Raw genomic sequence first — 25,617 nt, forward strand, 5'->3', positions numbered from 1 at the left:
AGCAAGGACGAATCCTCACAGGTCAGGAGTCAACCAAACTGGGGGCAGTCCCATGGGAACGCCAGTCTGCTGCGCTTCAAGCATCTGACCCCCACCGAGGTAGATGGCTTCATGCTGGCTACCGCCCGGCCCCCAGAACAATAGATCTCCTCGCTTGGCTTGCGACGGCGGCACCTTTCGGCCGGCGTCGTATTGGTCTCCGGAGTAGCGCGGAAGCAGGACCCCCACACCGGCGAATGCGTATCGTGTCAGTCCGGAGCAATCGAATCCGACGGTGTCCGCGCCGGAGTCGATACCGCGACTAGGCCCCTTAAGGCTGCCCCCACCCCAGGAATACGGAACGCCGATTTGCGTTCCGGCTCTCCGAATAACGACCTCGATGGCCTGCGCGCCGTACACGCGGTTGCCGCGGACGCTCGCTTCAGGGGCGGCAGCAGCAGGAGGACTGAGAATCCCCAAGCTGGTCAGAAACTTGCGGCCCATGTCCATCGTTGTCTGCGTGGCAAGGGCACTTGCTTGCAGCGAGGCATTCGCGATGGCCACCGGATCACCCGGTGCACCTGCACTCCGCAGCATCGGAAGTAGCGGGTCCCATTGTCCAGCAGTAGGTTCCGCCGAGCTCGCAGGCACGAAGGTAGAAAGGAGCAACATGCTGATCCCTAGGACCCAACCGACCCGCCGGATAGTCACATGGCGCGCAGCAGTCTTGGGGCGCGGCGCGCAAAATTGCGTCGAGCGTTCTTGTCGGGCAATAGAATTCACGCCGACTCTCCTTCGTGCGCCGCTGGAGTCGTTCGCGTCGAGCCAAGTCACGGCTCACACAATCTGGACTGTCCCAGTGACGATGTACGTAGCTATTACGTAGAAAAGGCTAACTCACAATCGCCACATTGGTAACAGCAGTCACATAATTACAAGGGTGGAATTCATGCGGCTGATCTACATGCCGCTGGTAAGCGACGGAATTGGTGGAAAAATAATTGAGCAGACTCATTCCTAGTTGCGCGCCTGATAGTGGAAGACCACGTCGATTCACCCCCTTCTAGCGCCCCAACGGTACGCAAACTACTATTGCGCTACGTAGATGCGCGCTGATTGGGCGCTCCCCGCAGCAGGAGGAACGACATGCGACAACGAAACCTCATTACCGTGTTGATGACTGCACTGCTTATCGCCGCCGCGACAGCGCTCAGCGCACCTACATCGGCGGCCCAGACCTGTCCGCACCAGTTCGGCTCACCACAACAACGTGTGGACGCCGACGGAGCTGTCGTCCAGGAATGGACCATCGCAGGGCTGCGGAAATCCGAGGATGTATTGCCCGGCTATACCCCTCGCGGGCAACTCTGGGAAGCCACCGCCACACTACGAGCTGTCAAAGGCACAGTGACGCCGCTCGTCCCCAGCTTCTACGCCGCAGCGCCAGGCGCTCAGCGCGTCGGGGTTCTTTGGCAAGCGGCAACCCCACAGGGCATTCCGCCGACAACATTGGCGCAGGGACAATCCTCGACAGGAAAGATCTACTTCGACGTTGTCGGTGGAGATCCGATGGGAATCGTTTATGACGACGGCGCGGGCGAACTACTGATGTGGTGCTGCGAGAGCGGCATGCCCATGCCCATGCCGATGGAAAAATGCCCGATGTGTGCCGCCATGGAGTGCCCTTGCCCGCACCGCAACATGATGTAGGCGCACGCGTTCGCAACGCCCCTCCCTCGCCCAATTGACCGCCAGTGCACCACGCTCTGGGGGTTAGCGCCTCATCGAATATTGGTTTGGTCAGGAAAGCCGCACGCTGCGGTGGACGTCGATCGGTGCGACACCGAACATTTCGTGGAAGGCGCGGTTGGCGTGGGAGCTGTCGGCGAAGCCGGCGGCGTGAGCGGCGTCGGTGATTGTCCCTCCCGTGCGCGCGACTTCCATCGCTCGGATGAGCCGCGCCCACCGGACATAGGCGGGGAAGGACAGGCCGACGTCGCGGGCGAACAGCCGGCCGAGCCGGTCAGCCGACAGATGCACGGCAGAAGCGACATCGGTCAGTCGAACCGGGCCGCTGAGCAGGTTGGGCATCAACGCAATGGCAGCCGACACACTGGGATGCGTTTCGATCTGTTGGGTTACGACACCTTCGGGGCCTAGGAGCTGGGCGATCACGGTGTCGGCGGCGGTCGAGAGGTCGTCTGGGTAAGTAGCCCCTTCTGAGAGGCGCTGAGCCGCGGCGCGCCAGGCGAGGGCTTCATCCTGGCCGATACGGTCAACGAGAGCCGCAACACGACGCCCGTGTGCGCTGGTGGGATCCAGGTAGATCATGATCCCGGTCGCGACCCCAGCATCGACCGCGTGCACTACACCAGACGGAATGATGCCTGTGCGGCCGTGGACGCTGCGCCCGGATGCGTCGGTGAAATGCACTGACTTATCAGAGGCAACGGCGATCTGAACCGCCGCGTGCGAGTGACCGTGTGCGGCACCAAGCCGGCCGCCGAAAATCAGCCGGCCCGGCTCGATCACCGCTGTGCCCGACCATGTCACCCCCTGAGTATGCCAACGCCGACGCCAGCGCCTTGAGCTTTCGAATCCCACGGGCTTGCGCGCGAAGATCGCCGGATCTGTACATGCGCTGACGCGCTGTACCTTCAGAGACTTAGGACATGACAAAATCACTTGTCCGGTACGGCTACGTGCCAGTAATGCTGATCGGTATAAATGGCGCCGCTATAGGCCTGGCGCGCGCACCGTGGGCTGAGCTTTGGATGGGCGCGCTCATCGTCGCGGCGATCGGGCTGTCCTTCGCGGCCGAACGAGCTCTGCCCTACACCGACGAGTGGAATACGTCGGTCGGTGATACGCGCCGCGACGTCGCGCACGCCTTCATCAACGAGACGTCGCTGCTACTCACCGTGCTAGTGATCCCGCTGATGGCCGCGCTGTCACCCTTCGGTGAACGCTGGCCGTCATCGCTGCCCTTCGTCGTACAAGTCCTGATCGCGATCGTCGTTACTGACTTCGGGGTTACCCTCGCGCACCTGGCCAGCCATAAGGTGGGGTGGCTGTGGCGCTTTCACGCTGTGCATCACAGCGTGAAGCGATTTTATGGCTTCAACGGTCTGATGAAGCATCCCCTTCACGGGGCTCTGGAACTCGCCGCCGGCACCGTCCCGCTGCTTTTGCTGGGCATGCCGAAGGCCGTGGCCGAGGTGTTGACCGTGTGCATTGCGGTACAGCTGCTGCTGCAGCACTCCAATGCCGACTACCGCATCGGCGCGCTCCGAAAGGTGCTGGCGCTCAATGAGGGACATCGCTTCCACCATCTGAAGTGGGCTGGCATCGGTGATGTCAACTTCGGGCTCTTCACCCTCGTCTGGGACCACGCGCTGCGCACTTTCTCCTTCGACACGCAACGCCGGTTCAGCAGCGACGACCTCGGTATGGCGGCCAAGCCGAATTACCCTGTCGGGTATCTGGCTCAGCTGGCCGAACCGTTCCGAGCGACGGGGGCCTGCACTCTCAAGAACAGCAATGACGGTGACAACCTGCAGACCGTCGCATCGCGATCATGACGAGCATCGTCTACACCAACGCCGCCGTGATTACTTGCGACCGTGCAGGTTCGATCGCCGAAGCGGTGGCTGTGGCCGATGGTCGGATCACTGCCGTAGGAAGCGATGCCCACGTCCGCGGCGCGGCCGGCCCAGACGCTACCGTGGTGGACCTCGAGGGCGCCACGGTGATGCCGGGCTTTATCGACACTCACCCTCACCTACTGCACTTCGGAGTGGTCGCCCAGCCGTTGGTCGATCTGGCCGATGCTGTCGACCACAACGACATCGCCGCACGCATCACCGCCCGCGCGCGGACGACGCCATTGGGGGAGTGGATCATGACGACCCCGGTGGGGGAACCGCACTATTTTCTGCGGCGCTCGTACCGTGACCTCGCCGAGGGCGTCTTACCGGACCGAGTCGTCCTCGACCGCGCCGCGCCGGGCCATCCGGTGTTCATTCAGGCGTGGGCACCGGTCATCCCGAACACGTGCGTCCTCAATAGTGCAGGACTGCAGCGCCTGGGAATCGACCGCCACACCGCCGACCGTGTCGGTGATGTGTGGGTCGAAAAGGACGCCGCCGGTGAACCTACCGGGCGGCTGCACGGTGCGGTCACCCTCTACTACAACAACGACGACTACATGAATAGCCTGCTGCGGCACCTACCCCTGTTGCAGCCCAACGCTTTCGAGGCCGGAGCTGTGCGCGCTATGCGGGAAGCGAACGCACTCGGCGTCACCACCGTCTACGAAGCCCATGCGATGGACTTCTCCCACATTGAGCTCTATCGGTGGCTGCGCAGCACGGATCAGCTCAGCGTGCGCGTGCAGTGTGCGCCAGAAGCGCACATATATGGCATGCCCGATGACCAGCCACTCGACGGCGACCGCCTGCTGGCCCGCCTTCAGCGCGCCGCCGACATAGTCGACCGCGACGATGACATGCTGCGCATCGACGGCGTCACTATCGGCCGCGGCGGATCTTGTCACGCCGGCCAACTGCTCCTGCGTGAGCCGTACTGGGGACCGTTCGGAGTCATGACGACGGGCCGATCGTTCATGCCCGCAGACATCGTTGAGGATGTCATGCGGTTCTGCCTCGCGAGCGGCCTGCGCCTGAACATGATGATCGCGGGCAACGGCGAGTTGGACATCTACCTCGACCAGCTCGAGAACCTCAAGGGACCGCTGCGCGCCGGGGACCGCCCGTGGATCGTCCAGCACGCCGCGGTCGCCGAACCACACCAGATCACCCGCCTCGCCGAACTCGGTCTGGACCTCACCACCACGATGTCGTTCTCCTGGGGAAAAGGCGAGCTATTCGCTGACCGGGTCGGCGAACACATCCTCGAACATCTCGTTCCGCTGCAGCGCTTCCTGGCTTCTGGGCTGACCGTGGGCTGTGGCACCGACTGGGGCCCCAAGAACGTCTTCGAACACCTCGCCTTGGCAGTCGAACCGCGTTATTGCGCGACCGGACGGCGTGCCGCTACCCCCGGGATCGCTCGCACGGATGCCCTCGCCGCGTGGACGAGGACCGCAGCGCAGGTACTGGGCTGGAGCGACATCGGAAGTCTCGAACTCGGGAACCACGCAGACATGATCGTCGTGGACCGCAACCCACTCACCTGCCGCATCTCTGACCTGCCGGGTACCCGCGTACTGGCGACAATGCTCAACGGCGGTTGGGTCGCTGAACCCGCGACAGACCGTATGGACGTGCGCTCAAGGCTTCCAAAGTAGCGCCTTAGATCGGTAGAAGAGCTGCTCCATATCGATCCCTGGGAGAAAGTGTGACGGTGCACGCTTTAGCTACTGTCGTGTCGACGACGGCCCCCATCGCGTCCTGCAGTGCCGAAAGCATCGGCCGGTGTCAACGCGGGTCCAGACGGCAAGCCGAATCCGCTCAGAAAAGCGGGTCAGGTTGTCTAGCAGAGCCGGTAGCTTCGACACCGTCAAGGGGCCAGTAAGCAACATCGTAGTGTCGGCTATGAGTTTGTCCGGCACGAGCTCGGACGGGTCGACCAAGAGCAACGACATGGACCCGCCCCTACCTCGCGGGTAGACCCCGATTAGCGCTTATCATCTACTACGACAACGGCTTACCAAAGCTGACAGTCCCCGATTCAACGTTCTGGCGATGAGACCGGCGGGCGGCTGTTGACCACGCTTCCCAAGCTCCTCGACGTTCCGGCGCCGTCCCGTGGCGGGCCCGCCCAATTGATCTGGTATGTATGCCGCTCAGTGCTATCGCCGAGCGAGCTAAGCGCCGAACAGTAGGTAAAGGCCGATGAAAGAATAGCCAACCATCGTCAGAAACAACGTGAGTTGTCCGGTCAGCTGATGCCCTCCGGGCAGCACTCGGAGGGCCTTGTCATGCGCGGCGACGACGGCGAGGACTTGACCCGCAACGACGCAGGAAACTTTGATGGTCGATAGAAAGGCAGGATGAAGCGATAACCAATAGTTCGCATCCCACGCGTCTAGTCCAAACAGCTGCCAACCTCTGTCAAGGGGATCAGCGAGAAGGATTAATGTTTCCTGTCCACGCTCAACCAAATACGACAGGTAGTGGGCAAAGACGTATCCCACGACGATGGGGATGAGGGAATGCGCCATTTGACCCGGAAGTCGGCGGCGTTGTTGCCGGTCGATGCCGCCAGCAGCCTGGGATGCGGTCCAAAAGGACGCTGCCACAACAACTATGAACAACAATAGGCCAGTCGTGCGTAGCAACGTGCCGCCGACGAGTGCAGAGACGAGCGGGATGGACGCCTCGTAGTCGTAAATGAAGTTTTCGACTGCTGGCATTGTGTTGAAGCTGTCGAACGCCGTGGAGCCCAGCAGTACCGCCAGTACCGCAAGCAATCCAGGCCGCACCGGCATCGACGGCAGATGGTCAAGTGGATTTCCGACAACGATAAGGTGGGTATCGGCGTTACGCCGAAAGGGTGACAGCCGCGAGACCACCACGCTGTACACGTCGAAGGGATCGGCGCGGGCGAACCACCGCTGGCCGAACACCCGCGCGCCGACCATCATCACCACGACGTAGCCGAGGAGCCAGACCTTGATGGCCGTCAGTGTCCCGTAGTTCGGGCTCGCCAACTCGAGCCACACGAACGCGAACAACCCAAAGGCGGCGGGCCAGTACCCCCACTTCGTCGGATAGCGCAGTGTGCGAGCCGGCCTGCCCCCGAATTCGCTTCGATAGACATCGATTACGCGATAGACGGTGCGCACCGGCGAGATGATCCGCCACACCGGTCCGATGGCGAGTGAAAGTGCCACCAACCCCACCCAGAGCAAGACATAGAAGACTCCCCGAAGAGGGTTCAACGCATCCTGCGGCCCAACTATCGTGGCGACCGCGACCCACCATGTGAACAACAGCGCGGCGAGAGCAGCGATCCACCGAACGACCGGTGAGTCCACGGTGCGGGTCACGCAGGCCGGCAGCGGCCGGCCGGCCTTGGCGGGATCGAAACGCGGCCTTCTCCACCCAAACGCCAGTAGTACGAATGTGAATGTCAATGCCGTTGTCGCGCCGATCAACACAAATGACATCGGCACCGGAAGGTCGGAGAGGCCGCCAGCGCCGTGCGCCAGGACCGCGGTGTCCTCTGCGCCGGTCACAGCCGGATTTGAACGGCGGTTACTGTGCGATTCAAGTCGTGTACTCCGACGCCGCCACCGCCGGGGAGATCATGACAAATGTTCGGCTGGCAAACGGCTGCCCGACAATTACGCATCAGGCGCGTACGTGGGCACACCATCTGAGCGTGATGCCTCGTTAGCTCGTCACGACTCGGGGTACTTCAATGCTGTTCTCCTGCACAATTATCGGATCTCCAACTTTGACCGTATTGAAGTACCATTCGGCGTCCTCAGTGCTCAGGCCGATACAGCCATGACTCACATTCTCGTAACCGAGTGAATTGATGGCCCAAGGCGCTGAATGTACGAACAGACCGCGGGCAGTGAAACGAATGGCGTACTCCACGTCAAGCAGGTAACCGTCCGGCGAGTCGATGGGGATGCCGACGCTGCTCGAATCCATCACCACGTCGCGCTCCCTGGCCATGACGGTGTAGGTGCCCACAGGCGTCGGATATGTCGGCCGACCCATCGATGCCGGGAACACGCCGGGCTTTCCCCAGTTGGCCCGGTGGTGCGGCGAGGGCAGGTCCGACGGCGGTACGCCATCGATGGTTACGGTGAACGTCTTGTCTGCGATGTTGGCAGTGCCGATGACCGCGGCGCCTGTCTGAAAATTGGTGAGCGGGATGTTGCGTACCGAGAGTGCGATCGTGCTGTGGGCTGGCCAGAATTGGTCGGGGACCCATTTCACGGCGCTGTTGTCGACCCATTCGAACTTGCCCGTCATCGCAGGCGACGATTGAATGTCGATGGCGCGCTCAGCCGCGCGCTTGTCGACGACTGGCGCGCCGAACGTCACGACGACGGGCTGCGCTATGCCGACGACATCGCCCTGCGCGGGTAGTACCGAAGCAATAGCGGGATTGTACAAGGGATTTGTCGCCGCGGAATACGAGGACGACGGGTTCGCCACCAGGACACTGTTTTCGGGCGGACCAGAAGGCACGATCGCATTCATTGCGATCGCTGCAAAGGCACACAGAACAACCCCACGCATGGCGTACGTTTCCTTCGAAATTACAATGGTGTCAATTCGATCGTAGAGTGGGCTGATCGATTCGATGTGTAGGTGCGCCTTCGCAATTCGGTCAAGGATCAGTCACGCTTCGGCCACGGCGGGTTAGTCGCCAGGTGTCTCAACAGATCCGTCATTGAGCAGTGCCCAACCAAAAGGATTGCCTTCGCAATGACCGTCCACACCCTTGCCCGCGGCACCGTGACTTGCGGACTTATCCACGGTAAAGTCCGCAATTGTACGTATCTACGTAGTAGAGACGTACCGCATACCCGGGGCGCGATCGCGTATGACGATTCGATGCTGCGCGTCGATGAGTGCGACCGTCTCGGCGAAGTTCGATCGACTCGACGAATTGGTTGCTATCGGTGGTGACTCACACTCGGTAGTGGCGAGTCTTCCGAATTGTGGGTGTCGTGGTCGCAGCGGCGAGGAGTTTGCGTAACTCCGGCGTCGTGTCGAACTCGTGCTGAGCCTCGGTTGCAGAAGTTGCCGGCTGAAGTATGAGGCTGCCGTCCTCGCTTTCCCGCAACAGGAAACGCCTGACTGGGTGGTGGGGCAGGACTACGCGTCCCTCACCGTCGCTCTCAACGATCATGAGTTTCGGCATCACGCAGACGCTACCCGCGAGAACGCCGAGGAGTGACACATCCGTTCGATTTCAACAGCTGACGCAGTCGGGTGTTATCGGCCGGCGGCGGTGGCGCTGCATCGCCGTTCCACACCCGCGCGCATTGAATTTAGGTTAAGTCGCGGACGGTCGGGGCGACACCCTTGTCGGCATTTACGGGCGTCGGTGGATACCAGCGTAATTCGTAGTGCCAGTCGATTCCCTCGGCGCCCAGTCGATTTCCGATGACGTTGCCGTTCTCGTCTCGTTCGGCGACGCGAACTCGGTGCCAATGTGCGATCCGTATATGCGGGGGGAGCCTCCAGCCGGCGATCCCCACGTCGCCTGTATGTTCGCCCGCTTGTCGGCGGTACTGCCGCAACGATGCGCCGGTCCTCCATCCAAGGTTTCCGATCTCTGCGCGGCTGATCTGCTGTGGTCGGGAGATTTGCTCCGGCGGCGGCCAATCGATCTCGGGATCACCGGCCGCGGAGTACAAGAGCAGCGACAACGAGAGCGGGATGAGCACCGGCAACTCTTCGCCGCTTGAGTTCCCCGCCTCGTGTGCGCCTTGGATTTGTGCTTTCACAAGATCGGCGAGCGTCGTTGCGGCAAGGTCACCGCGGAGCGGCAAGGTCACGCTCTGCAGCTGCGGGTTCGGATCACCCTCCTCCTGGTACACCCACATGCATCGAACGCCCTGCGCAGTAGGGATCTTGGTGTAGCCCGTAAGGACACCGCGACCGTCTGCGGCGCGAAGCCTCAAATTGCCCACCGTTGGCGCGATTCCCGTCCCTTCAAGGTTCTGGTACTTGCTGACCGTGCCGGCCACGACCATTCCGAGGTAGCGACACATGCGTTGTCCGTCGTGGAGCGACAAGGGGGTGGCAAGGCTGTAGGCAACGGCGTCGAAGGGAAATCGCGTTAACCAGTCGGGTACCAGTTCAACGTCGGTGTTGGCGTTCATCAATGCACCGGCGAACTCGTCGTCCACCCGAAGAACGACAGGGCTGTCGGACCATTTCTCGAAGATCATCTCGGCGACGTCCTGCGCCCACTGCGTGCCGGGGTTGGCTGCGGGCGGTCTGCTCGCCCACCACTGGACCGCCGCGATCACGGCAGCCGCGTCGTCGACCTTGATGCGCCGCTTGGTCCGTTGATCACGCGCCTTTTTCGCCACAGACACCATCCTCTCGCACCAACCGATGTGGGCGGCGCCAGCTAATCGATCGACGACTTCGGCGCCACCCCGTTGATGTCGGACATATGCTCTACGGTCATCAGCCGGGGATACATGGTGGGGGAATCCGATGGCGAACAGCGCTGATCTGAAGGATCGGTGGAAGACGCTGCAGTTGTTGGGTCCGGTGTTCGAGTTGTTAAATCGGGCTGCGCCGCGCGCTGACATCGACCATCGCAGCTATGACTTGGCGCAGCTCGCGCTCCGCCTGATCGACTACGTCGTCCACAACCAGGCGAGCCTGGAAGGGTCGGTCAGCCTTGATTCGGTAACCGATCATCTGACGCAGGTTGCGCGGCGGATGCACCCCGATGATCCGAGTCGCCCATTCGTCAAGGTGGCGCGTCTGGTCTTCAGCGCCGTGTTCAACGACGGGCGCCCTCATGAGGCGACGTGGTTGGAGGTCGACGGGCCGGCCGACACCACAGAATCGGACGTCTTCAGGTTCCGTTTGCTTCGAATGGTGGACAGCGAGTCCGGTGCTGCGGTCACGGCTACCGATGAGGCAATCCTGCTGTACTTGCAGGCCCTGAACACCGATCTCGCCGACCGGGCGTTGGCGTTGAAGCTGCTGGTTGAGATCCAGATGCAGGCCGGCGAGTTCGAAAAGGCGCTGGACTCAGCGCGCCAGGCCACTCGGACGGCGCGCGGGCTGTCGGCGAGTCTTCGCGAACGGTTGGCCGATACCCAGCGGGACGTCGGCACCGTCGACTGGCACGGCGAGATGCCGCATTGGCTCGGCGAAGTGCGCGGTCAGATCCGGCTGCAGATCGACCGGGACCGGCAGCTGACCGTTCTTGCCAACCAGGCAGGTGATGATCCGGATGCGGCTGAGGCGTGCCGACAGATCGCCGATGAAGTCCGTGTGGGAGGAGACGTGTGGACCCGGCTGGAGCGGTTCGTTCTGTCGGCCATCCCGGTGTTCCTGGAGGCGCAGAACACTCAGCGGTTCCGTCCGCGAGGTCTTGCCACCACCATCGACATGGCCCGCGATGTCTTCGAACCGGGCCTTGCCGCATCCGAGGTCCGCTTCGCCGCGGCGGTCGGTGTGTTGGTCAAGGGTGTGATGGCACCGCCCACGCCGGTGTGCTGGGCGTTGGGCGATCTCACCGACCTGCTGTTTCGGGCGCCGACGACGTACGACCGTCGTCCGCCCGAGGTCGATGATCCCGGCGAACTTGGAGAGCCGCCGGGAGATTCGATCGCCCCAGCCATCGCCCGCTGCGCAGCCGACGTCCTCTCGGTCGCGGCTGAGCGCCCGACGCGGCTCTCGGAGCTACTCGGTGCTGCTCGACTCCGAGCTGGGGAGGTGGAGGATCCGCATCGGTTGCTGGACGTTCTCTGGGGCGCCGCCTTGTGGGTGTTCGTCGCAGGTGAAAACCGCGCTCGCGATGATCAGCCCGGCAGCGCCGATCTGGCGGAAGCAGTCGCCACGCTCGTCGCGGTCGCCGATGACCAAGTGCTCACCGACGACCGGTACCGCGGTCCGGATCTGACATTGGCGCGGTCCGCCGCATTGGATGCCGTGGATCTCGGGGCGGTGAGAACATCGTGAACCATGCCGACATATCGGCGGCCGCCCGGCTCATCCGGCATGCGCTGTCTCCGAGGGATCGTCCGACGCCGGGAAGCCTGTACCGCGACCTGCTCGACCGGTTCCAGGTGGATCTCCCGTTCGCCGAACTGGTCGACCGGGTAGCCGAAGGCCTTGGTTTGGAGGTCCACCAGGTAAGCCCCCAGCTGGGCCTGCTGGTATCGGGCCAAGTCGACTCACCCTTCGCGGTGACCCTGGACAATTCCGGGCTTCCGGTGCGCAAGAGCGGCGAGCACCGTCTCCAGGATCGGCGGTGCTTCGGACTGGTCCTGCTCGGTCTGATCACCTACGCCTACCCCAACGGGGAGACGTTGGTCGACTCGGCGAACCGCCCGGTGCGGGCATTGGACATCGAGCGGTTCCTCGAACAGCGAATCAAGGGGCTGATCGGGTTGGATGCAGAGTCCGGCGAGGCGGAGCATCAGCTCGGTGAGGCAGCCCGCACGTGGCACGACTTGCCGCAGGTGCTGCTCACCGACGGCGGACGGGTGGGCCGAGAATGCCACCGCTGGTACGTCAACGCGACTCTGACTTTCTTGATCGCGCAGGGCCGTGCGCGGCGCGAACCTGCGCTCGACGACGCCACCGGTGAGGCTTACGTGCTCAACGATCGCTTCCGGATCGGCCTGGCGGAGGTCGCGGAGTCGTTGATAGCCGAGATGAGCAGTGCCGCCGGCGATGCGGTGGACAGCTAATGTTTCGTTTGCGGCGGATGTACCTGGACTCGGTTGGCGTCAGCGACAACCGGTTTGCCGACCTGACGGTGGAGTTGACCGATGTCGCCGGCGATCCAACCGATTCCATCGTGTGGCTGCGCAACGGGGCCGGAAAGACCACGATGTTGTCCCTATTACTTGCCTTGATTCGGCCGGGGCGCCGCGACTTCCTGGCGAATAAGACGAAGAATCGTTCGTTGGAGGACTTAATCCTCAGCGGCGATACCGCCCACGTGGTCGCTGAGTGGGTCGGCCCGGACGGTCAACTGCTGCTCACCGGTGCGGTGTACGAATGGGACGGCCGCACAAGGCCTGTCGACTACAACAGCCGCGGGGGTAAGGACCGTCTGCGTAGGAGTTGGTGGTGCATTACCCCCGATCCCGACGTTGACGGGGCCACCCTGGACACGTTGCCCTTCACCTTCCGGACCGGCGGTGGGTTCGATCGCGAGCGCTTCTGCAGCCACATCAGCGGCCTGGCAATCCAAGGCGTGAACGCGGTAGTGGTGAACCAGACCATAGGTGAGTGGCACGCCGCATTGCGGGAACGCCGCTTCGATCCGGGACTGTTCGAGTACTTCCTCCTCGTCAACGCCGCCGAGGGTGGCATCGACGGATTGTTCGCCGAGATCGATTCACCTGGCAAGTTCGTACGGTACCTCCTCCGCTTCGTCGGCAACCACGAACAAATCGAACCGGTGCGCGACCTACTCAAGGACACCGCGGCCGAAATCGCGAAGCGCCCAATGTATTTGGCGGAGAAAGAGTTCTGCGACGATGCGCAGGGCCGGGTATCGAGGCTGGGTAACGCGCGAAGCGATCGCGACGACGCGGCGCGCACCCTCGATGACGAACGCCTTCGCGCCAGCCGTCATAAACGAGCCCTGCTCGATGCCAGCGCGGTGGCCGCAGATCTCGCCGATCAGGCCGCAATCCGCAAGGGCATCATCGAGGACGCCCTGCGCATTATCCGCAGCGAGCTGGATCTCAACCGCACCCGCGCCCTGCACTACCTGATGAAGGCGGCCGAGTTCGGCGTCACTGCCGCGCGACTGGCCGCTGATGAGGCGCAAACGGCGGCCGAAGCCGCAGCGGTCACCGAGACGGCGTGGCAGGCCGTCGAACAGCACACCGAGTTGGTCACTCGGCGAGCGGATCTCGCCGAGAAGCAGTCCGCGCTGGAGGAGAAGACCCAAGCCGCCAAGCCACTGCAGGATCGAGTGAACATCGCTCGCGCTCACCTGGCTGCAGCAATCGACGCCGACGTTGTCCTCGCCGGCGAGGAGATTGCCGTCCTCGACGAGAACATCCGAGAGCACGACGACACACTCCACCATGCAGAGGCCGCCATCGAAATGGCGCAACAACGCCGAGCCCACCTCGACACCGAACAGCAGAACATTCACACCGACATCGCGAAGTTCGACAAGAGTCGTCAGCGCCTGGTCGAGCGAGGCGTCATAGCCGCAGACGAAACGCTGGCCACCGCCGAAATTCGATTGGGCGCGGCTGCCAAGGAGGCGCACGCCGCCGAGGAGCGCCTGCTGCAGCGTCACGGCGACAAGGACGCCGAAGCCGAGACTGCGGCGGTGCGCTATGAAGAGGACCAGCAGGCGGTGAACACTGCCGATCTTGAGCATCGGCAACTCGACGCTGTGCTCCAGAACGTCGTGGGTCGAGCAGCGGCTTTGGCTGACGATCCTCGGGTACGGGTGCTGATGCAGACCAGTGACGTCGACCTCGGACGCGAATACGGTGACGTCCTCACGGCTCTGCAACACGCCAGGGCTAGCGGCGAGCGTGAGACGTTCGAACTCAATCAAGGCATCGCGGCTAGCGAACGGGCACTGCACTCGTTGAAAACCGATGGCCTCCTGCCGCCTCGCCTACAGGTGCAGCAGATCGTCGACGAACTGTCCGCGGCCAACGTCACCGCAGTGCCGGGCTGGCGTTACCTCGCCCAGCACATCCAGCCCGGAGAACACGCGACGGTGATCGCCGAACTACCGGCCGTCGTGGACGGCGTGATTGTCTACACGGACGACCTCGCCGCGGTGGCCGCCCAGATCCGCACGCCCATCGATGACGTCGTGGTGTTGTCCTCAGCCAGCGTGTTCGAGGGCCACCCGACCCCGCAGTTCACTCTCGGCCCGGCAGCGGCGATGCACGACACCGCTGCGGCCGCGGTCGAATTGACCACCCGCGCCGAAACTTACGGCCAAATGGTCGAGCGCCGCGACGCCGTGGACGCGCAGCGGCGAGCCGATGACGCCCTGCTATCGAAGATCACGGCGTTCGCACAGGACGTACCGGCCGACGGCATCGACGGCCTCCGCGCCCGAACACACGCCAGCGCCGAGGCCCTGCAACAGGCGCGCGAGCGTGCAGCCGTCACCAAGCAGCTACGGCGCGATCTCTTAGAGGATGTCAAGGCCATCGCCACAGAGCTTCACCAGGAGAGAATGCGTGCGGTGCGCGCAGAAGAGGCGCTGCCGGCCGTCGCCGATCTCGCACTGACAGAGCTCGATGTCGTCGTCCCCTCTCAACAGCGACTCCAACAGATCCCGATCGAATTCGCCGCCGCAGACGAACAACTCGCACGCGCCCGAGAACAACGCAGAACCGCCGAAGCCGCAAAAGCCGACAGGATGGTCCACCGTGGACAGGTGGAACGACGACGAATTGACTGGCGCGCGGAACTGGAAACCCTCCCGCCACCCCAACCTGCCAACATGTCACAACCCGAGGCGCGGGCCGCACGCGAAGCGGCCGAACAGCAGTTGCATCAGCAATTCCCCGAGGAAGTGCTGCGCTACGCCGTCACGGCGGCAGAACGCGAGCTCGAGACTGCGGCGCGGCAATGGGAAGGCCATCCCGAGCCAGTTCGGAAACGGGCAGTGGAACTCGCCGCATCCACAGACGCTGCCGATGCCGGATCCCGAGTCGCCGCCCGACAACGCGCCACAACGGTAGCTACGCAGGCCAAAATGGCGCACGGCGCAGCCAAGGGCGACTTCAACGCCGCCGAGTTGGCTTTGGAGCACGCGGTCCGCAACCTCGGGGGCCGGCACAGCCGCAAGGACTTCGAATCCGTGGAGCCGACAGACAGGGTTCACGCGGAGAGCCTCGCCGCCGAGGCCGCCGATGCCGCCGAAGGACTCGAGGAGCAGCGGTGGCGCCGAGAACAGGAACTCAAGGCCGACGAAGCCACCATGGGCGCACAGAGGGCTCGATCGAACACCCTGGCCGATCAGGCTTCCCGGCTTGACAAAGTGGAGGCCGCCGCAGAACCGGTTGATCTGGCATTGCCGGCGGACGACGACGCGGTACGAGCCATGGTGACCACCGTTCATGCCGACTTCGAGTACGCCGGAACTTTGTACACCCAAGCCAATAACGATTTCGATACCGCCGCCGACGAGCTGGGCCGGTGGGCCAGCGATGACAGATTTGTTCACCTCGCAGAGGATGAACACGGCCAGGCGGTACGTCGGCTGCGGGAGATGCTGCGAGACAAGGCCCGCATCAATCGTGTCGCCGACAACGCCGAAGGCCTCGTCGACGACCTGAGACTGCGGGCCACCCAGATTGGCGAGCAGCTCAAACAAGTTGAGGAGACCAAGGCCAATATTGGAAACAAGATGACCGACCTGGTGGTAAACGCCCTGACGGTGCTGCGGCGGGCATCATCACTCTCGGAAATGCCCAAAGGTATCGGGGCATGGGACCACCAACGGTTCCTCGACGTCTCACCCCGCAGCAACCCCACCCGAGAGCAGATCGCGCTGCGCGTAGGCGACCTCATCGACACCATGGTCAGCGGCCGCGCTGTCGAGCAAGACCCCGCCGAACTTCTCTGGCGCGCAACGGATGCTGCGGTCCCCGAGGGCTTCAAGGCGACCGTGCTCAAGCCTTCACCCGAACAGTCCACCACCCGCACACCAGTGGCCGACATGCGCAAGTGGTCCGGCGGCGAGAATCTCACGGCGTCGCTGGTGCTTTTCTGTGTGATGGCGCGGCTGCGGGCAGAGAAACGCACCGAGGACCGAATCGCCTCCGCAGGTGGGGTCCTGCCGTTGGACAATCCGGTCGGCAAGGCCAACTATCTTCCATTCCTAGAGCTGCAGCGCAAAGTAGCGAAAGCCAATGGTGTGCAACTCGTTTACTGGACCGGCATCGGCGACCTCGGGGCGGTCACAACGTTCCCGAGGATCGCAGCGATGCACAAGCGACCCTCGACCACCCGCGCCGGCCGCGCTTACGTGACTGCGGACAAAGAAACATCACGCCAAGCCCTCGACGCGGTCTCCTCGGTGCGTCGTGAGCCCTGAGACGAGGCTGGCTGAGGCCTTATGGAGTGCCATTGAGAGACACAGAACACGTCGCGTGCCCGTCTCGGAACTGCTCAAAGCAGGAGCTGCGGTAGACCGCACAGGCGCAGCCACGGTTGGCTGGAGAGCCCGTATCAAGGCAGCGATTGAGCATCTCGAGACCGGTGGTCGCGTCACACTGCCCAAGACGAAACAGGACACCACGGCCTTGCCGGCTCTGCCGCTGTACGTGACGCGGGCCGCCGGCCCTCGGAATGCGCGTGCGGCTCGAACTGCGCCGGTGTGGCATGCCGAACTACGTTGGGCTGCAGCTCTGTCCGATGAAGGGAAGCTGACGGGATCGGATCAGCGATTCCTGACGACCATTAATAACTGGCTATCGCGGCGGCGCGGCATCGCTGTGCCGTTGAGGGAACGCTCACTTGAGATCTTCGGTGATGAGAAGCTCTTAGAAACAAGGGTCTCCGGTCCACTGTTCGGACCGGGTCGGCTGACCCTCGAAGTACTGCAAACCTACCTGTGTTGGCCCACCGTGGAACGCTTCACTTACGGCCCTGGCGACTGGTTAATTGTGGAGAACTACACCACCTACCACTCCTTGGGCCGCCGCGCACGGGAGCTGAGATTCGATGGCCAGATCATCTGGGGTTCAGGCAACGGGGTCGCCACTAGGCTTGCCGCACTGGCTGCCGAGCCCGCTCGGCCGCCACGGCTCTACTACTTCGGCGATGTCGATGCCGGCGGCTTCCGGATCGCCCGATCGGCAGCCAATCGGGCCGCCACGCTGGGACTACCACCGATGCTTGCGGCAAGCGGTCTGTATGAACTCACTCTCGAGACGGGTGAGCCCCGAATTGACAACAACTCCCGCAAGCTAGATCCAACGCTGCCCGCGTGGATACGTCAGTGGCTCGATGCTGAACTGGCCGGTGCCATTGTCGAGGTACTCGGCACGCGGAAGCGTATCGTGCAGGAGACGGTTGGACGCGAGTTGCTCGCCAATACTGATCTCGCGCAATGGTTTTGAGCCGATCACCATCGTGGCTGGGAACGGTGCGACAACTCGCTAGTTGAGGCTTCCGTGTTCGGGTGCTATCGGCGCGCATGCATTGCATGGCAAGGCGCCGGTCTTGCCGCCTCCCACCAAGGCCCGAGATAGCGAAGTTCGCGATGATCATCATGCTGGCCGTCTACATCTGCCTCTATCTGGCGCAGTGCTTCTACACCGTGCACGTCACCGGCAGCACCGACGGCCTAGTCGACATCGGCCAAGCCGCCGCGCTCACCGTGGCCGCCACCGCGCTGGCCGTCGCCGCGGCTTGCGCTCCAAGGAGCTCACCGTGGACACCCGACAACGGCGATCGGCGCGGCCACCCCCGGATGGGCCCCTGGCACGGGGACATGTCCACGCCCGACACCGCGGGAAGTCGTGCTCTAACAACGAGGCTCATCGTCGGTGCCGTGGACCCAGGGGGTGACCGGTTGCGCACTCGCGGTCTTGGTGGGCGCGGGCGTCGGCAGCGCCATTGGTGCCGGACGAATCCCGGGATGTGACGTCACAGATCAGTAGGGCCTCCACTCGGGCACGGCCCACCGAAGGAGACGATCCCGCTGTACCCGACAACTCCGAGCGGCCACGAGAGCACCGGCCGCCCGCTACGAAATCCCTCGCCGACTGCGGCTCTTGAGAGCGGTGCACCGCAAGGCCACGGCGTGTTCGCGCTATCCGACGCCAAGGCTGCTGTTGCGGAGACCCCGCCACCGCCGTCGTCGGCTTTGCACGGTGCGGGTGGGGCCGATGCTCCGGGACCAGATGCACGCGGTCGCTTCCAGGTGCTGGCATTGGATGGTGGTGGCGCGAAGGCGCTTTTCACTGCCCATGTCTTGGCCCGGTTGGAGGCCGATCTGGGCGTCTGTATCGCCGACGCGTTCGATCTCATCGCCGGCACGTCGGCCGGTGGTGTCATTGCGCTGGCGCTCGGAGCGGGGATCCGCCCGGCCGAAATCGTCGAACACTATGCCTCATTGACCACCCGCGTCTTCCCATACGGCCGCTGGTCGAGGTGGCGGTATCTGGCGCGTCCCTGGACGCACACATACTCCGGCGCAGTGCTGCGCCAGGCACTCGACGAAGTTCTCGGCTCACGCCTGCTCGGGCAGAGCCACAAGCGCCTCGTCATTCCCTCGTGGGACGTGCAGCGCGGCGAAGTGCACCTGTTCAAGACCCCACATCACGAACGGCTTCGTCGCGACTGGCAGATTCCGATGGTCGAAGTCGCGATGGCCACCACCGCGGCGCCCAGCTACTTTCCGGCAGCGGTTGTCGACGGTCAGCGACTCGTCGATGGCGGTGTGTGGGCCAACAACCCGTCGGTCGTGGCCATCGGCGAGGCCGTCAGCATGCTCGACGTTCCCTTGAATCGCATCCGGGTGCTCAACATCGGCACCGTGGACCAGCGCAACCCCCACCCGAAGCGCTTCGACGTCGGCGGCTGGGCAACTTGGGCGACCACCGCCACGCCGTTGATGCTCGCGGCGTCCGGCCGCGGGGCGCAGGGTACGGCGATGCATCTAGTCGGCGCCCACAACTACGCGCGTTTCGACGTAACCGTCCCAGGGGCGCTCTTCACACTCGACCGAGCTGACGCTGCAGCTCTCGCCGGCCTGGCCGCAGGGCAGAGCCGCGTCTTGAGCCCCATCTTCGGCGAATCGTTCCATGGGCACCAAGCAGACACCTACACCCCAATGCACGGCCCGGGCCTCGGCGCCGGATCCCCGAAAAGGAGCTGAACAGTGAAGCACGACAACTATTTCCAGAATTTCCTCGACAAGACCGTCAACATGTCGAAGGCCAACCTCGACCTGCTCAGTGGCCGGGTCGACACGGTCTACGGGGTGCTGAAGGCCGACGACGAGCTGGGACCGTTGATCAAGAAGAAGATCCCCCAGGGGTCATGGCCACAGAAGACCATCATCCGGCCGCAGAACGGCAAGGCCTTTGACGGCGACTTCATGGTCCAGATGGTCGAGAATCCCGACTGGGAATCCGACAAGAAGAAGTACGGCGACGCCGTGTATCGGGCGCTGCACAACAAGTGGCCGTACAAGGACATGCCGCACGGTCGCAAGTGCCGCTGCGTCTACCTGTACTACGCCGACAACGCGATGCACCTCGACATCGTCCCGTTCGTGCTGCGCGACGACGGCACCCAGTGGATCATCAACCGCGACAACAACACCTGGGAGCGCACCAACACCGACGGCTTCACCGCATGGATGAAGTCCCACGACGCGATCGCCAACAAGCACCTGCGCGAGGTCATCCGCATCATCAAGTTCCTGCGCGATCACCGGAACTCCTTCACAGGCACCAAGTCGATCCTGCTCACCACCCTGTTGGGCAATCAAGTCCAGGAATGGCGCACGATCGGTGACCCCGGCTACTACGCGGACCTGCCGACCACGCTGCTGCACATTGTGTCCGACCTCGACGACTGGCTTCAGCTCAACCCGAGCAAGCCGATGATCTTGGACCCGGCCGGCACCGGTACCAGTTTCGACCACCGTTGGTCCCAGGAGACCTACTCGTACTTCCGCGACCGGATCCACGTGCACGCGGCCGAAATCCAGGCCGCTTTCCACGAGACCGACTTCGACAAGTCGGTGAAGAAGTGGCAGGCGCTGTTCGGCGACGGGTTCACCGCCCCGAGCTCCAAAACCTCCGGGAAGTACAGCTCCCTAGGCACCGGTGCGGGTGGAGCAGGTGCGACGAGTCTGACCCTCCCGGGCCGCGCCGGGTGAGCAAACCCTGCCCATCTGAATGGCAGCGCCAGGTCCTGCGCGACCTGCGCGTCGCCGCTGACGCATTCCCCGGCGAAGTCAGGGTGATGGGCGGTCACCAGCTTGCCGGCGACGGCACAATGCTGTTGCGGTTGAAGCTGCGCACGCTAGAAATCACGCGTGTCGCCGGAGGCCTACCGCTGGAAGACTACGAAGGCGTAACCGTGTACGTGGGCCCAACCGATCTCACACCGCCGCGCGTCGAGGTCGACCACGACCGGTTCGTCGGGTACCCACACGTGCTGCAGGGACGCCGCCTCTGCCTGTACCTCGACGTGTCGCGAGAGTGGGATCCCATCAACGGATTCGGCGGCTTCCTGGATCGCCTGTTCGGGTGGTTCGCCGACGCCGCCGGCGCCCGGTTCGATGCCCAGACCGCCCTCTACCACGCGGTCGGCGGGGTGCTTCACGCCGCCGCCGGCGCACCCACCGTCGTGGTGCGGCAGCCGCTGCGTCCCCGCACGCGGGCACAGCACGGGTGGCTGGTCTGCCGCACACCCCACCGGTGGGACCTGACCCTTGAACAGCCCGCCGACACGTCGGTCAGCGAGCATGCTCCCGTCATCCTGCTCGACGCCGCCCTACCGCTGGGCGCAGGACATTCGCTTGCCGCCCTGCTGATCCACATCGACGACCGGTCCCGGGCAACCCTTCAACCCGACAACCCCTACTCGGCGCTGCCGGCCGATCGCAGTTCCGCGGGGCTGCTCACCGTGCTGGGGGCCAGCGCGATCCGAAAGCCAGACGGCAGCAGCCAACGGTTCGTCCTGGCCGTTCCCCACCCGACAGGCGGGCCGCCGCACCTGCTCGCCGCCTGCATCCCCGCTGCCGGAGGCGATCATCTCCGCGACCTCGTCCGAGCCAATCGAGACAGGAGTTCCACCATCGACATCGACCTGACGCAGCTCGATCCCGCGACCTCACTGCACTGGTGGCCCGTGTCCGATGAACGGCCCGAGGTGACCAGCCGCCGTGATGCGGCTCGCCCGGTGGCCAGTTACGCCGGCAAAACCGTCGCAGTGTGGGGTTGCGGGGGGCTGGGTTCCTGGATCGCTGAGTACGTGGTCCGGGCCGGCGCGCAAAAGGTGCTGTTGTGTGATCCCGGCACCATCACCGGTGGGCTTCTTGTGAGGCAGAACTTCGTTGAAGCCGACATCGGCGACACGAAGGTGGCTGCGCTGGCGCGACGGCTGCGTGCGGTCAGCGATGCAGTCGAGGTGGCGGTGTACGACTCGTTGTCGCCCTCGCTCGACGACCTTCTCGGGGCCCACGTCGTGATCGACGCGACGGTCAGCGTCGCCGTCAGTCGGCTGCTGGAGCAGATCGCGCGCCTCGGCGGCGAACGACCGGTTCTGGCTCAAGTCGCCACCGACTCGCGCACCGCAACACTTGGCATGCTGGCCGTATCGGCGCCACCGCTGCCCGCCGGTCCGCTCACCATCGACCGCGCCGCCGGCGAAGTGATCGCCCGCGATGCGGCGCTCGAACCATTTCGGCAGTTATGGGACTCCTCGACGCCCGGCAGCGAAGTCATTCCCACCCGCGGCTGCTCGACGCCCACCTTCCACGGGTCAGCGGCTGACCTCGCCGCGGTGGCGGCCAGTGTGACCAGCCTACTGAGCGCTCATCTCCGGCCCGGATCCGCGCTGTCGGGTACCCACCTGATCTCCCTGCCGCATGGTGAAGCTGGGCCCCTACGCGAGTTCGTTCCGGCTGCGCTGGAAGGATGTACTGCACAGGAATAGCCGGCCAATGGTCATGTGTGCCAGCCGCGTTGGAGCGCACCCTGACCGAAGGGATTGGCACAGATGGCATCCGGCAAAGCCACGGTGTCGCAGGGGTGGCAGCCACGGGTCGAGGTGGCTGAATTGCTCGACGGCTGGCTCACGACCCACGCGAACGGTGAGCACACGAGGGCAACTCCTCACCGGCAGTCGTTGCACACCTCGCTGCCCGCGGGAAAGCGTGACGGATGGAGGAGGTAGTTGCAGTCGGGGCACCGTCGTTCTTTGGCTGAGCGCGCAGAGTCACACCCGCAATGTTGATTGGGGCAACGCGGAGTATGACAGCGCTCGCACCGTTCGGTGATCGGGAACGAGTCTTCGCATGTTTCGCATACCCACCATCGACTTCGGTCTTCACGACGGGTCGGGACTTGCGGTATTGCCAGCGATTCCCATGGCACGTTGTCGGTGACGAGTATGGCGACAAGGTAATCATCGTCGAACCACCTGGCCTGGCCGAACATCTTGTCGCTCTCGTGGCCGCCACGGTAGACGATGTAGGTCTCGTCGCGAGTGGCGCCGTTGCCCGAGCTGTGCAGTGCCGCTTGGATTAAGGGAGTACCGGATTGGTCGGAGCGCTTCGCCGGCGGGATGAAGCCCTTGGGCGCAGCGAATCGCACGATGCCGCGCGAATCGAGAAGTACGACGACACCCGAACCGCGCAAATGGCGGGCCGCCCAGACACAGCAGGCTTCCCGCGAGGCAGCTGACCCGGTGGTGAATAGGTCCACGACGTCTTGCGGCGTCGGGCCCCGTGGATCGAGCGCAGCGCGTAATGCATTGTCCGGCAAAAGAATTTGAGCGGCGAAGGCGTCGCAGGACTGCTCCTCGAATTGGTCGGGATCGCCGCATTGGAACAGCCTGTTGCCTAGGTCTATATCGGTTTGCTGCAGATGGTGCCCGAATTCGTGCAGCACGGTGAAGTTACGTCGTCCGGGCGATCTCGACGCCGCAACCACCAGCGTTGGAGGGGAACTCTGGTAACTACCAGCCACCGAGCATTCCTCGGCGCCAGGAGTTTCATCGACGACCGCGACCGACAAGCCCGGCCAATGACCGAGTTCTGACAGCGGGTCTACCCGCAGTCGCCCCAGCAACCCCGGGCGTACTTGCTCGACGACGGCGAGCATGGCTTCGGCCTGAACCTGCGCCTCTGCTGCGTAGATGCCGCGCATTATCAGTGCGTCCCAGGACCATCTTGCAGATGTCGAAACTGCGCGAGGCGCGCTGCCCAGTCCGGTGCTGAGGAACCGGTCTGACGTGCCGCGCGCGCATACATCTCGTAGCTCATTTTCAGCCGTGCACTGCTCTCGTCGACTCCGTCGCGTCGGGCGCGCTGGCGCCACGTCTCTCGCCACCGTGGATGATCTACTTCCTCAACAAACTCCGCAGGTAGCGGCTCTACTGCTTCTGCGATGACTTTCGGATCAACCTGTGTGAGACGGGCGACAGCGTCGACCTCATCGGGAGTGATCGGTCTCTTGCCACGCAACAGACTCATCACGTCGGGTTGATCGAGACCAAGATGACGCAAACCGTCGACGAGGACTCGCAGATCGACGGCCTTGCCTAATACGCTCGCTAAAGTCCGCGTCGGCACGTCGGCACCCTTTGCGATAGGCAGGCTTGGCGCCGCACGCAGAGCCTCTAGGTCGTCTTCGATTTCGGCCCGAACTGCTCGGGAGCGATCGAACGCTGTCGACGGGGATTTCCCAGTCCGCATCCCTAGCGCCGCAGCATCTTTGGGGTCACGTGTTGGGCAGGTGATCCAGTCCGTGACTGCGGTAGGCAGCTGATCGACAATTTCGTCGAACACCCGCAATGGGAGTGTCGTCTCCAGGTCAGCCCATAGGGTTGACTCAATCGCGAACACAGTCGCCTCTGGCTCTAAGACCAAGGCTCCTTCGTCTTCTGCTCCTGGATCGACCGTCATCGGAATAGCAACGATTTCGGCGTTCTCGACGCCAACGACAAAGACAAGCACGCTGTCGTCGTCCCACGCAGCGCGCCAGATTTGGCCGGGAGCGATAACTCGATCGGAGAGATCGCCGAACCTCTGCTGACGTCCGGCAGCTGATAGTGCGTCGGGCGCCTTGGCCTCGCGAGCCAGCGCTAGCAGGTCACGCGGCGTTGAGCCCTTCTTCAACTCGCGCTCCAATCTCGTCGGCCTGCAGTACTGACGCTGCCTACTTCAGTCTGACGCCGCATCACCCGATTTGTCCGTTCTGTGATTCACCGCAAATCGCGATAACCGCCCTGACGATCTCGTCTCGGTCCTCCCCCGTTCCCGCGAGTTCGCGAATCTTGGCCTTCAACCGTCGGGTGAACTCCGCGGATTGGCTTCGAGCCCGTCCGAGCCGCTGCATGACCGCGGCAGGGTCGTCGATGATGCTGACGATAGCTCGCTCGTCATCGGACAACCGTTCGACGATCTCATTCGCTGCTGTAGCGGCCTCTGCGGCCATCGATTCGGCGATGACGAGGTCTTCGGGGCCAGGAGCCTCGGAGGGCACATCGGTTCCGGCGCCGTCATCGTCATCGTCGTCCTGGTGCTCGGGAAGGGGGACCTCGATGGGGTCCATCGCCGCGGCGAATCGTCGGGCGAAGACGTGTACGAGCTGGGCGGTCTCCAGGCTGCCCGCGGCTGCCTGCAGGATGGCTTCGAGAATCGACACGATTGAAGCGCGGTCCGCAATCGGCGCTCGTCGTGTGCCCTGCGACCAGATGGGCACGTGCACGTCTGGGACCGCCCACGCTACGGCGACGAGGCTGTCCGGGTCGCCTCCCCACGGTGGGCCATGGGTGTCTGCGAGCCGCCATCGTCCAGCACCCTCCTGGCCGGCCGGCACGCATTCGAACTGGGGTGTTTCGGCAAGGATCTTTTCAATCGACCGACGCAGGGGGCCGGTTCCGGTCGTCCGCGCCCGGTCGATCATCCAGTTCCTGACGGTGCGTCGGACGAGTTTGCCAAAGGATTCGTCGCTAGTCGCTTGCGCGAGCAACATGGCGGTCAACGCGGTGATCTTCGCGACGAAGAAGTCGTGGGTGAAGTCTTCGACGTCCACTTGTTCAAGTGCGGTGAAGCGCTTCGATTCTTCGCGCACGATCCGCGAGATAAGCGCAACGCCGCGCCTGTCCATGCGGCCCAACTGCTGCAGCTCCGCATAAGCAGAAATCGGGTTCCCCTCCCACTGATCCTGACCCCGGCTCGGTGCATCCGGATCCATTGTCCATACCGACCGTCCGGGTCTGCGTGTGCGCGGGCTACGGTCAGACTCGCTCC

General features: G+C 63.7%; 19 protein-coding genes. 11 read left to right on the forward strand and 8 right to left on the reverse strand.

Translation table 11 applies throughout. The annotated features are described in order from the left end of the window. Nucleotides 1–15 precede the first annotated feature (15 nt). The gene (gene ripB, locus M1248_RS30745) at nt 16–651 is read right to left on the reverse strand and encodes an NlpC/P60 family peptidoglycan endopeptidase RipB (RefSeq protein ID WP_317150641.1); all 636 of its coding nucleotides are present in this window, start codon (nt 649–651) and stop codon (nt 16–18) included. 474 nt (nt 652–1,125) lie between these two features. On the opposite strand from ripB, the gene M1248_RS30750 reads away from it, so the two are divergent. Further along, on the forward strand, nt 1,126–1,689 hold the full coding sequence (locus M1248_RS30750; protein WP_410506765.1) for an MPT63 family protein: 564 nt from the start codon (nt 1,126–1,128) through the stop codon (nt 1,687–1,689). Nucleotides 1,690–1,779: 90 nt separating this feature from the next. Here the strand turns inward: M1248_RS30750 and M1248_RS30755 are convergent, their stop codons facing one another. Beyond that, nucleotides 1,780–2,532: an AraC family transcriptional regulator gene (locus M1248_RS30755; protein ID WP_317150643.1), complete on the reverse strand. Its 753-nt coding sequence runs from the start codon at nt 2,530–2,532 to the stop codon at nt 1,780–1,782. Nucleotides 2,533–2,651: 119 nt separating this feature from the next. Between M1248_RS30755 and M1248_RS30760 the strand changes: the two genes are divergently transcribed. Both M1248_RS30760 and M1248_RS30765 read left to right on the forward strand, forming a co-directional pair. Continuing rightward, nucleotides 2,652–3,560, forward strand: coding sequence for a sterol desaturase family protein (locus M1248_RS30760; protein ID WP_317150644.1), 909 nt, complete (start codon nt 2,652–2,654; stop codon nt 3,558–3,560). Continuing rightward, the gene (locus M1248_RS30765; RefSeq protein WP_317150645.1) at nt 3,557–5,287 is read left to right on the forward strand and encodes an amidohydrolase; all 1,731 of its coding nucleotides are present in this window, start codon (nt 3,557–3,559) and stop codon (nt 5,285–5,287) included. Before M1248_RS30760 ends, M1248_RS30765 begins: the two co-directional genes overlap by 4 nt. Nucleotides 5,288–5,806: 519 nt before the next feature. Here M1248_RS30765 and M1248_RS30770 read toward each other — a convergent pair. The 3 genes from M1248_RS30770 to M1248_RS30780 form a co-directional block, all read right to left on the reverse strand. Further along, a complete protein-coding gene (locus M1248_RS30770) occupies nt 5,807–7,180 on the reverse strand; it encodes a hypothetical protein (protein ID WP_410506766.1) in 1,374 nt (457 codons plus the stop codon). Between the two features lie 157 nt (nt 7,181–7,337). Continuing rightward, nucleotides 7,338–8,201, reverse strand: coding sequence for a L,D-transpeptidase (locus M1248_RS30775; RefSeq protein ID WP_317150646.1), 864 nt, complete (start codon nt 8,199–8,201; stop codon nt 7,338–7,340). Between the two features lie 758 nt (nt 8,202–8,959). Further along, on the reverse strand, nt 8,960–10,009 hold the full coding sequence (locus M1248_RS30780) for a hypothetical protein (RefSeq protein ID WP_317150647.1): 1,050 nt from the start codon (nt 10,007–10,009) through the stop codon (nt 8,960–8,962). Nucleotides 10,010–10,139: 130 nt separating this feature from the next. Here M1248_RS30780 and M1248_RS30785 point away from each other — a divergent pair, with 130 nt between their 5' ends. The 8 genes from M1248_RS30785 to M1248_RS30820 all read left to right on the forward strand — a co-directional run bounded on the left by M1248_RS30785 (nt 10,140) and on the right by M1248_RS30820 (nt 22,295). Continuing rightward, entirely contained in the window at nt 10,140–11,624 is a 1,485-nt protein-coding gene (locus M1248_RS30785; protein ID WP_317150648.1) for a hypothetical protein, read from the forward strand. After that, nucleotides 11,621–12,358 carry a hypothetical protein gene (locus M1248_RS30790; RefSeq protein ID WP_317150649.1) on the forward strand — a complete coding sequence of 246 codons (738 nt, stop codon included), beginning with the start codon at nt 11,621–11,623 and terminating at the stop codon, nt 12,356–12,358. The genes M1248_RS30785 and M1248_RS30790 overlap by 4 nt, the downstream gene beginning before the upstream one ends. Continuing rightward, on the forward strand, nt 12,358–16,710 hold the full coding sequence (locus M1248_RS30795) for a hypothetical protein (RefSeq protein ID WP_317150650.1): 4,353 nt from the start codon (nt 12,358–12,360) through the stop codon (nt 16,708–16,710). Before M1248_RS30790 ends, M1248_RS30795 begins: the two co-directional genes overlap by 1 nt. Continuing rightward, complete coding sequence (locus tag M1248_RS30800) at nt 16,700–17,737, forward strand: Wadjet anti-phage system protein JetD domain-containing protein (protein WP_317150651.1); 1,038 nt, start codon at nt 16,700–16,702, stop codon at nt 17,735–17,737. Before M1248_RS30795 ends, M1248_RS30800 begins: the two co-directional genes overlap by 11 nt. A 143-nt stretch (nt 17,738–17,880) precedes the next feature. Continuing rightward, the gene (locus M1248_RS30805; protein ID WP_317150652.1) at nt 17,881–18,264 is read left to right on the forward strand and encodes a hypothetical protein; all 384 of its coding nucleotides are present in this window, start codon (nt 17,881–17,883) and stop codon (nt 18,262–18,264) included. 159 nt (nt 18,265–18,423) lie between these two features. After that, complete coding sequence (locus tag M1248_RS30810) at nt 18,424–19,500, forward strand: CBASS cGAMP-activated phospholipase (RefSeq protein WP_317150653.1); 1,077 nt, start codon at nt 18,424–18,426, stop codon at nt 19,498–19,500. 3 nt (nt 19,501–19,503) lie between these two features. Beyond that, nucleotides 19,504–20,511, forward strand: coding sequence for an SMODS domain-containing nucleotidyltransferase (locus M1248_RS30815; RefSeq protein WP_317150654.1), 1,008 nt, complete (start codon nt 19,504–19,506; stop codon nt 20,509–20,511). Beyond that, on the forward strand, nt 20,508–22,295 hold the full coding sequence (locus M1248_RS30820) for a ThiF family adenylyltransferase (protein ID WP_317150655.1): 1,788 nt from the start codon (nt 20,508–20,510) through the stop codon (nt 22,293–22,295). The genes M1248_RS30815 and M1248_RS30820 overlap by 4 nt, the downstream gene beginning before the upstream one ends. A gap of 179 nt (nt 22,296–22,474) precedes the next feature. Here the strand turns inward: M1248_RS30820 and M1248_RS30825 are convergent, their stop codons facing one another. The 3 genes from M1248_RS30825 to M1248_RS30835 all read right to left on the reverse strand — a co-directional run bounded on the left by M1248_RS30825 (nt 22,475) and on the right by M1248_RS30835 (nt 25,561). Continuing rightward, nucleotides 22,475–23,509 (reverse strand): ImmA/IrrE family metallo-endopeptidase, encoded by a 1,035-nt coding sequence (locus M1248_RS30825; protein WP_317150656.1) that lies wholly within the window; start codon nt 23,507–23,509, stop codon nt 22,475–22,477. Between the two features lie 2 nt (nt 23,510–23,511). Beyond that, complete coding sequence (locus M1248_RS30830; RefSeq protein ID WP_317150657.1) at nt 23,512–24,480, reverse strand: hypothetical protein; 969 nt, start codon at nt 24,478–24,480, stop codon at nt 23,512–23,514. Between the two features lie 61 nt (nt 24,481–24,541). Beyond that, complete coding sequence (locus M1248_RS30835) at nt 24,542–25,561, reverse strand: hypothetical protein (RefSeq protein ID WP_317150658.1); 1,020 nt, start codon at nt 25,559–25,561, stop codon at nt 24,542–24,544. Nucleotides 25,562–25,617: the final 56 nt, after the last annotated feature.

The sequence above is a fragment of the Mycobacterium sp. 29Ha genome (genome assembly GCF_032883055.1).
In the GTDB taxonomy this organism is placed as follows: domain Bacteria; phylum Actinomycetota; class Actinomycetes; order Mycobacteriales; family Mycobacteriaceae; genus Mycobacterium; species Mycobacterium gallinarum.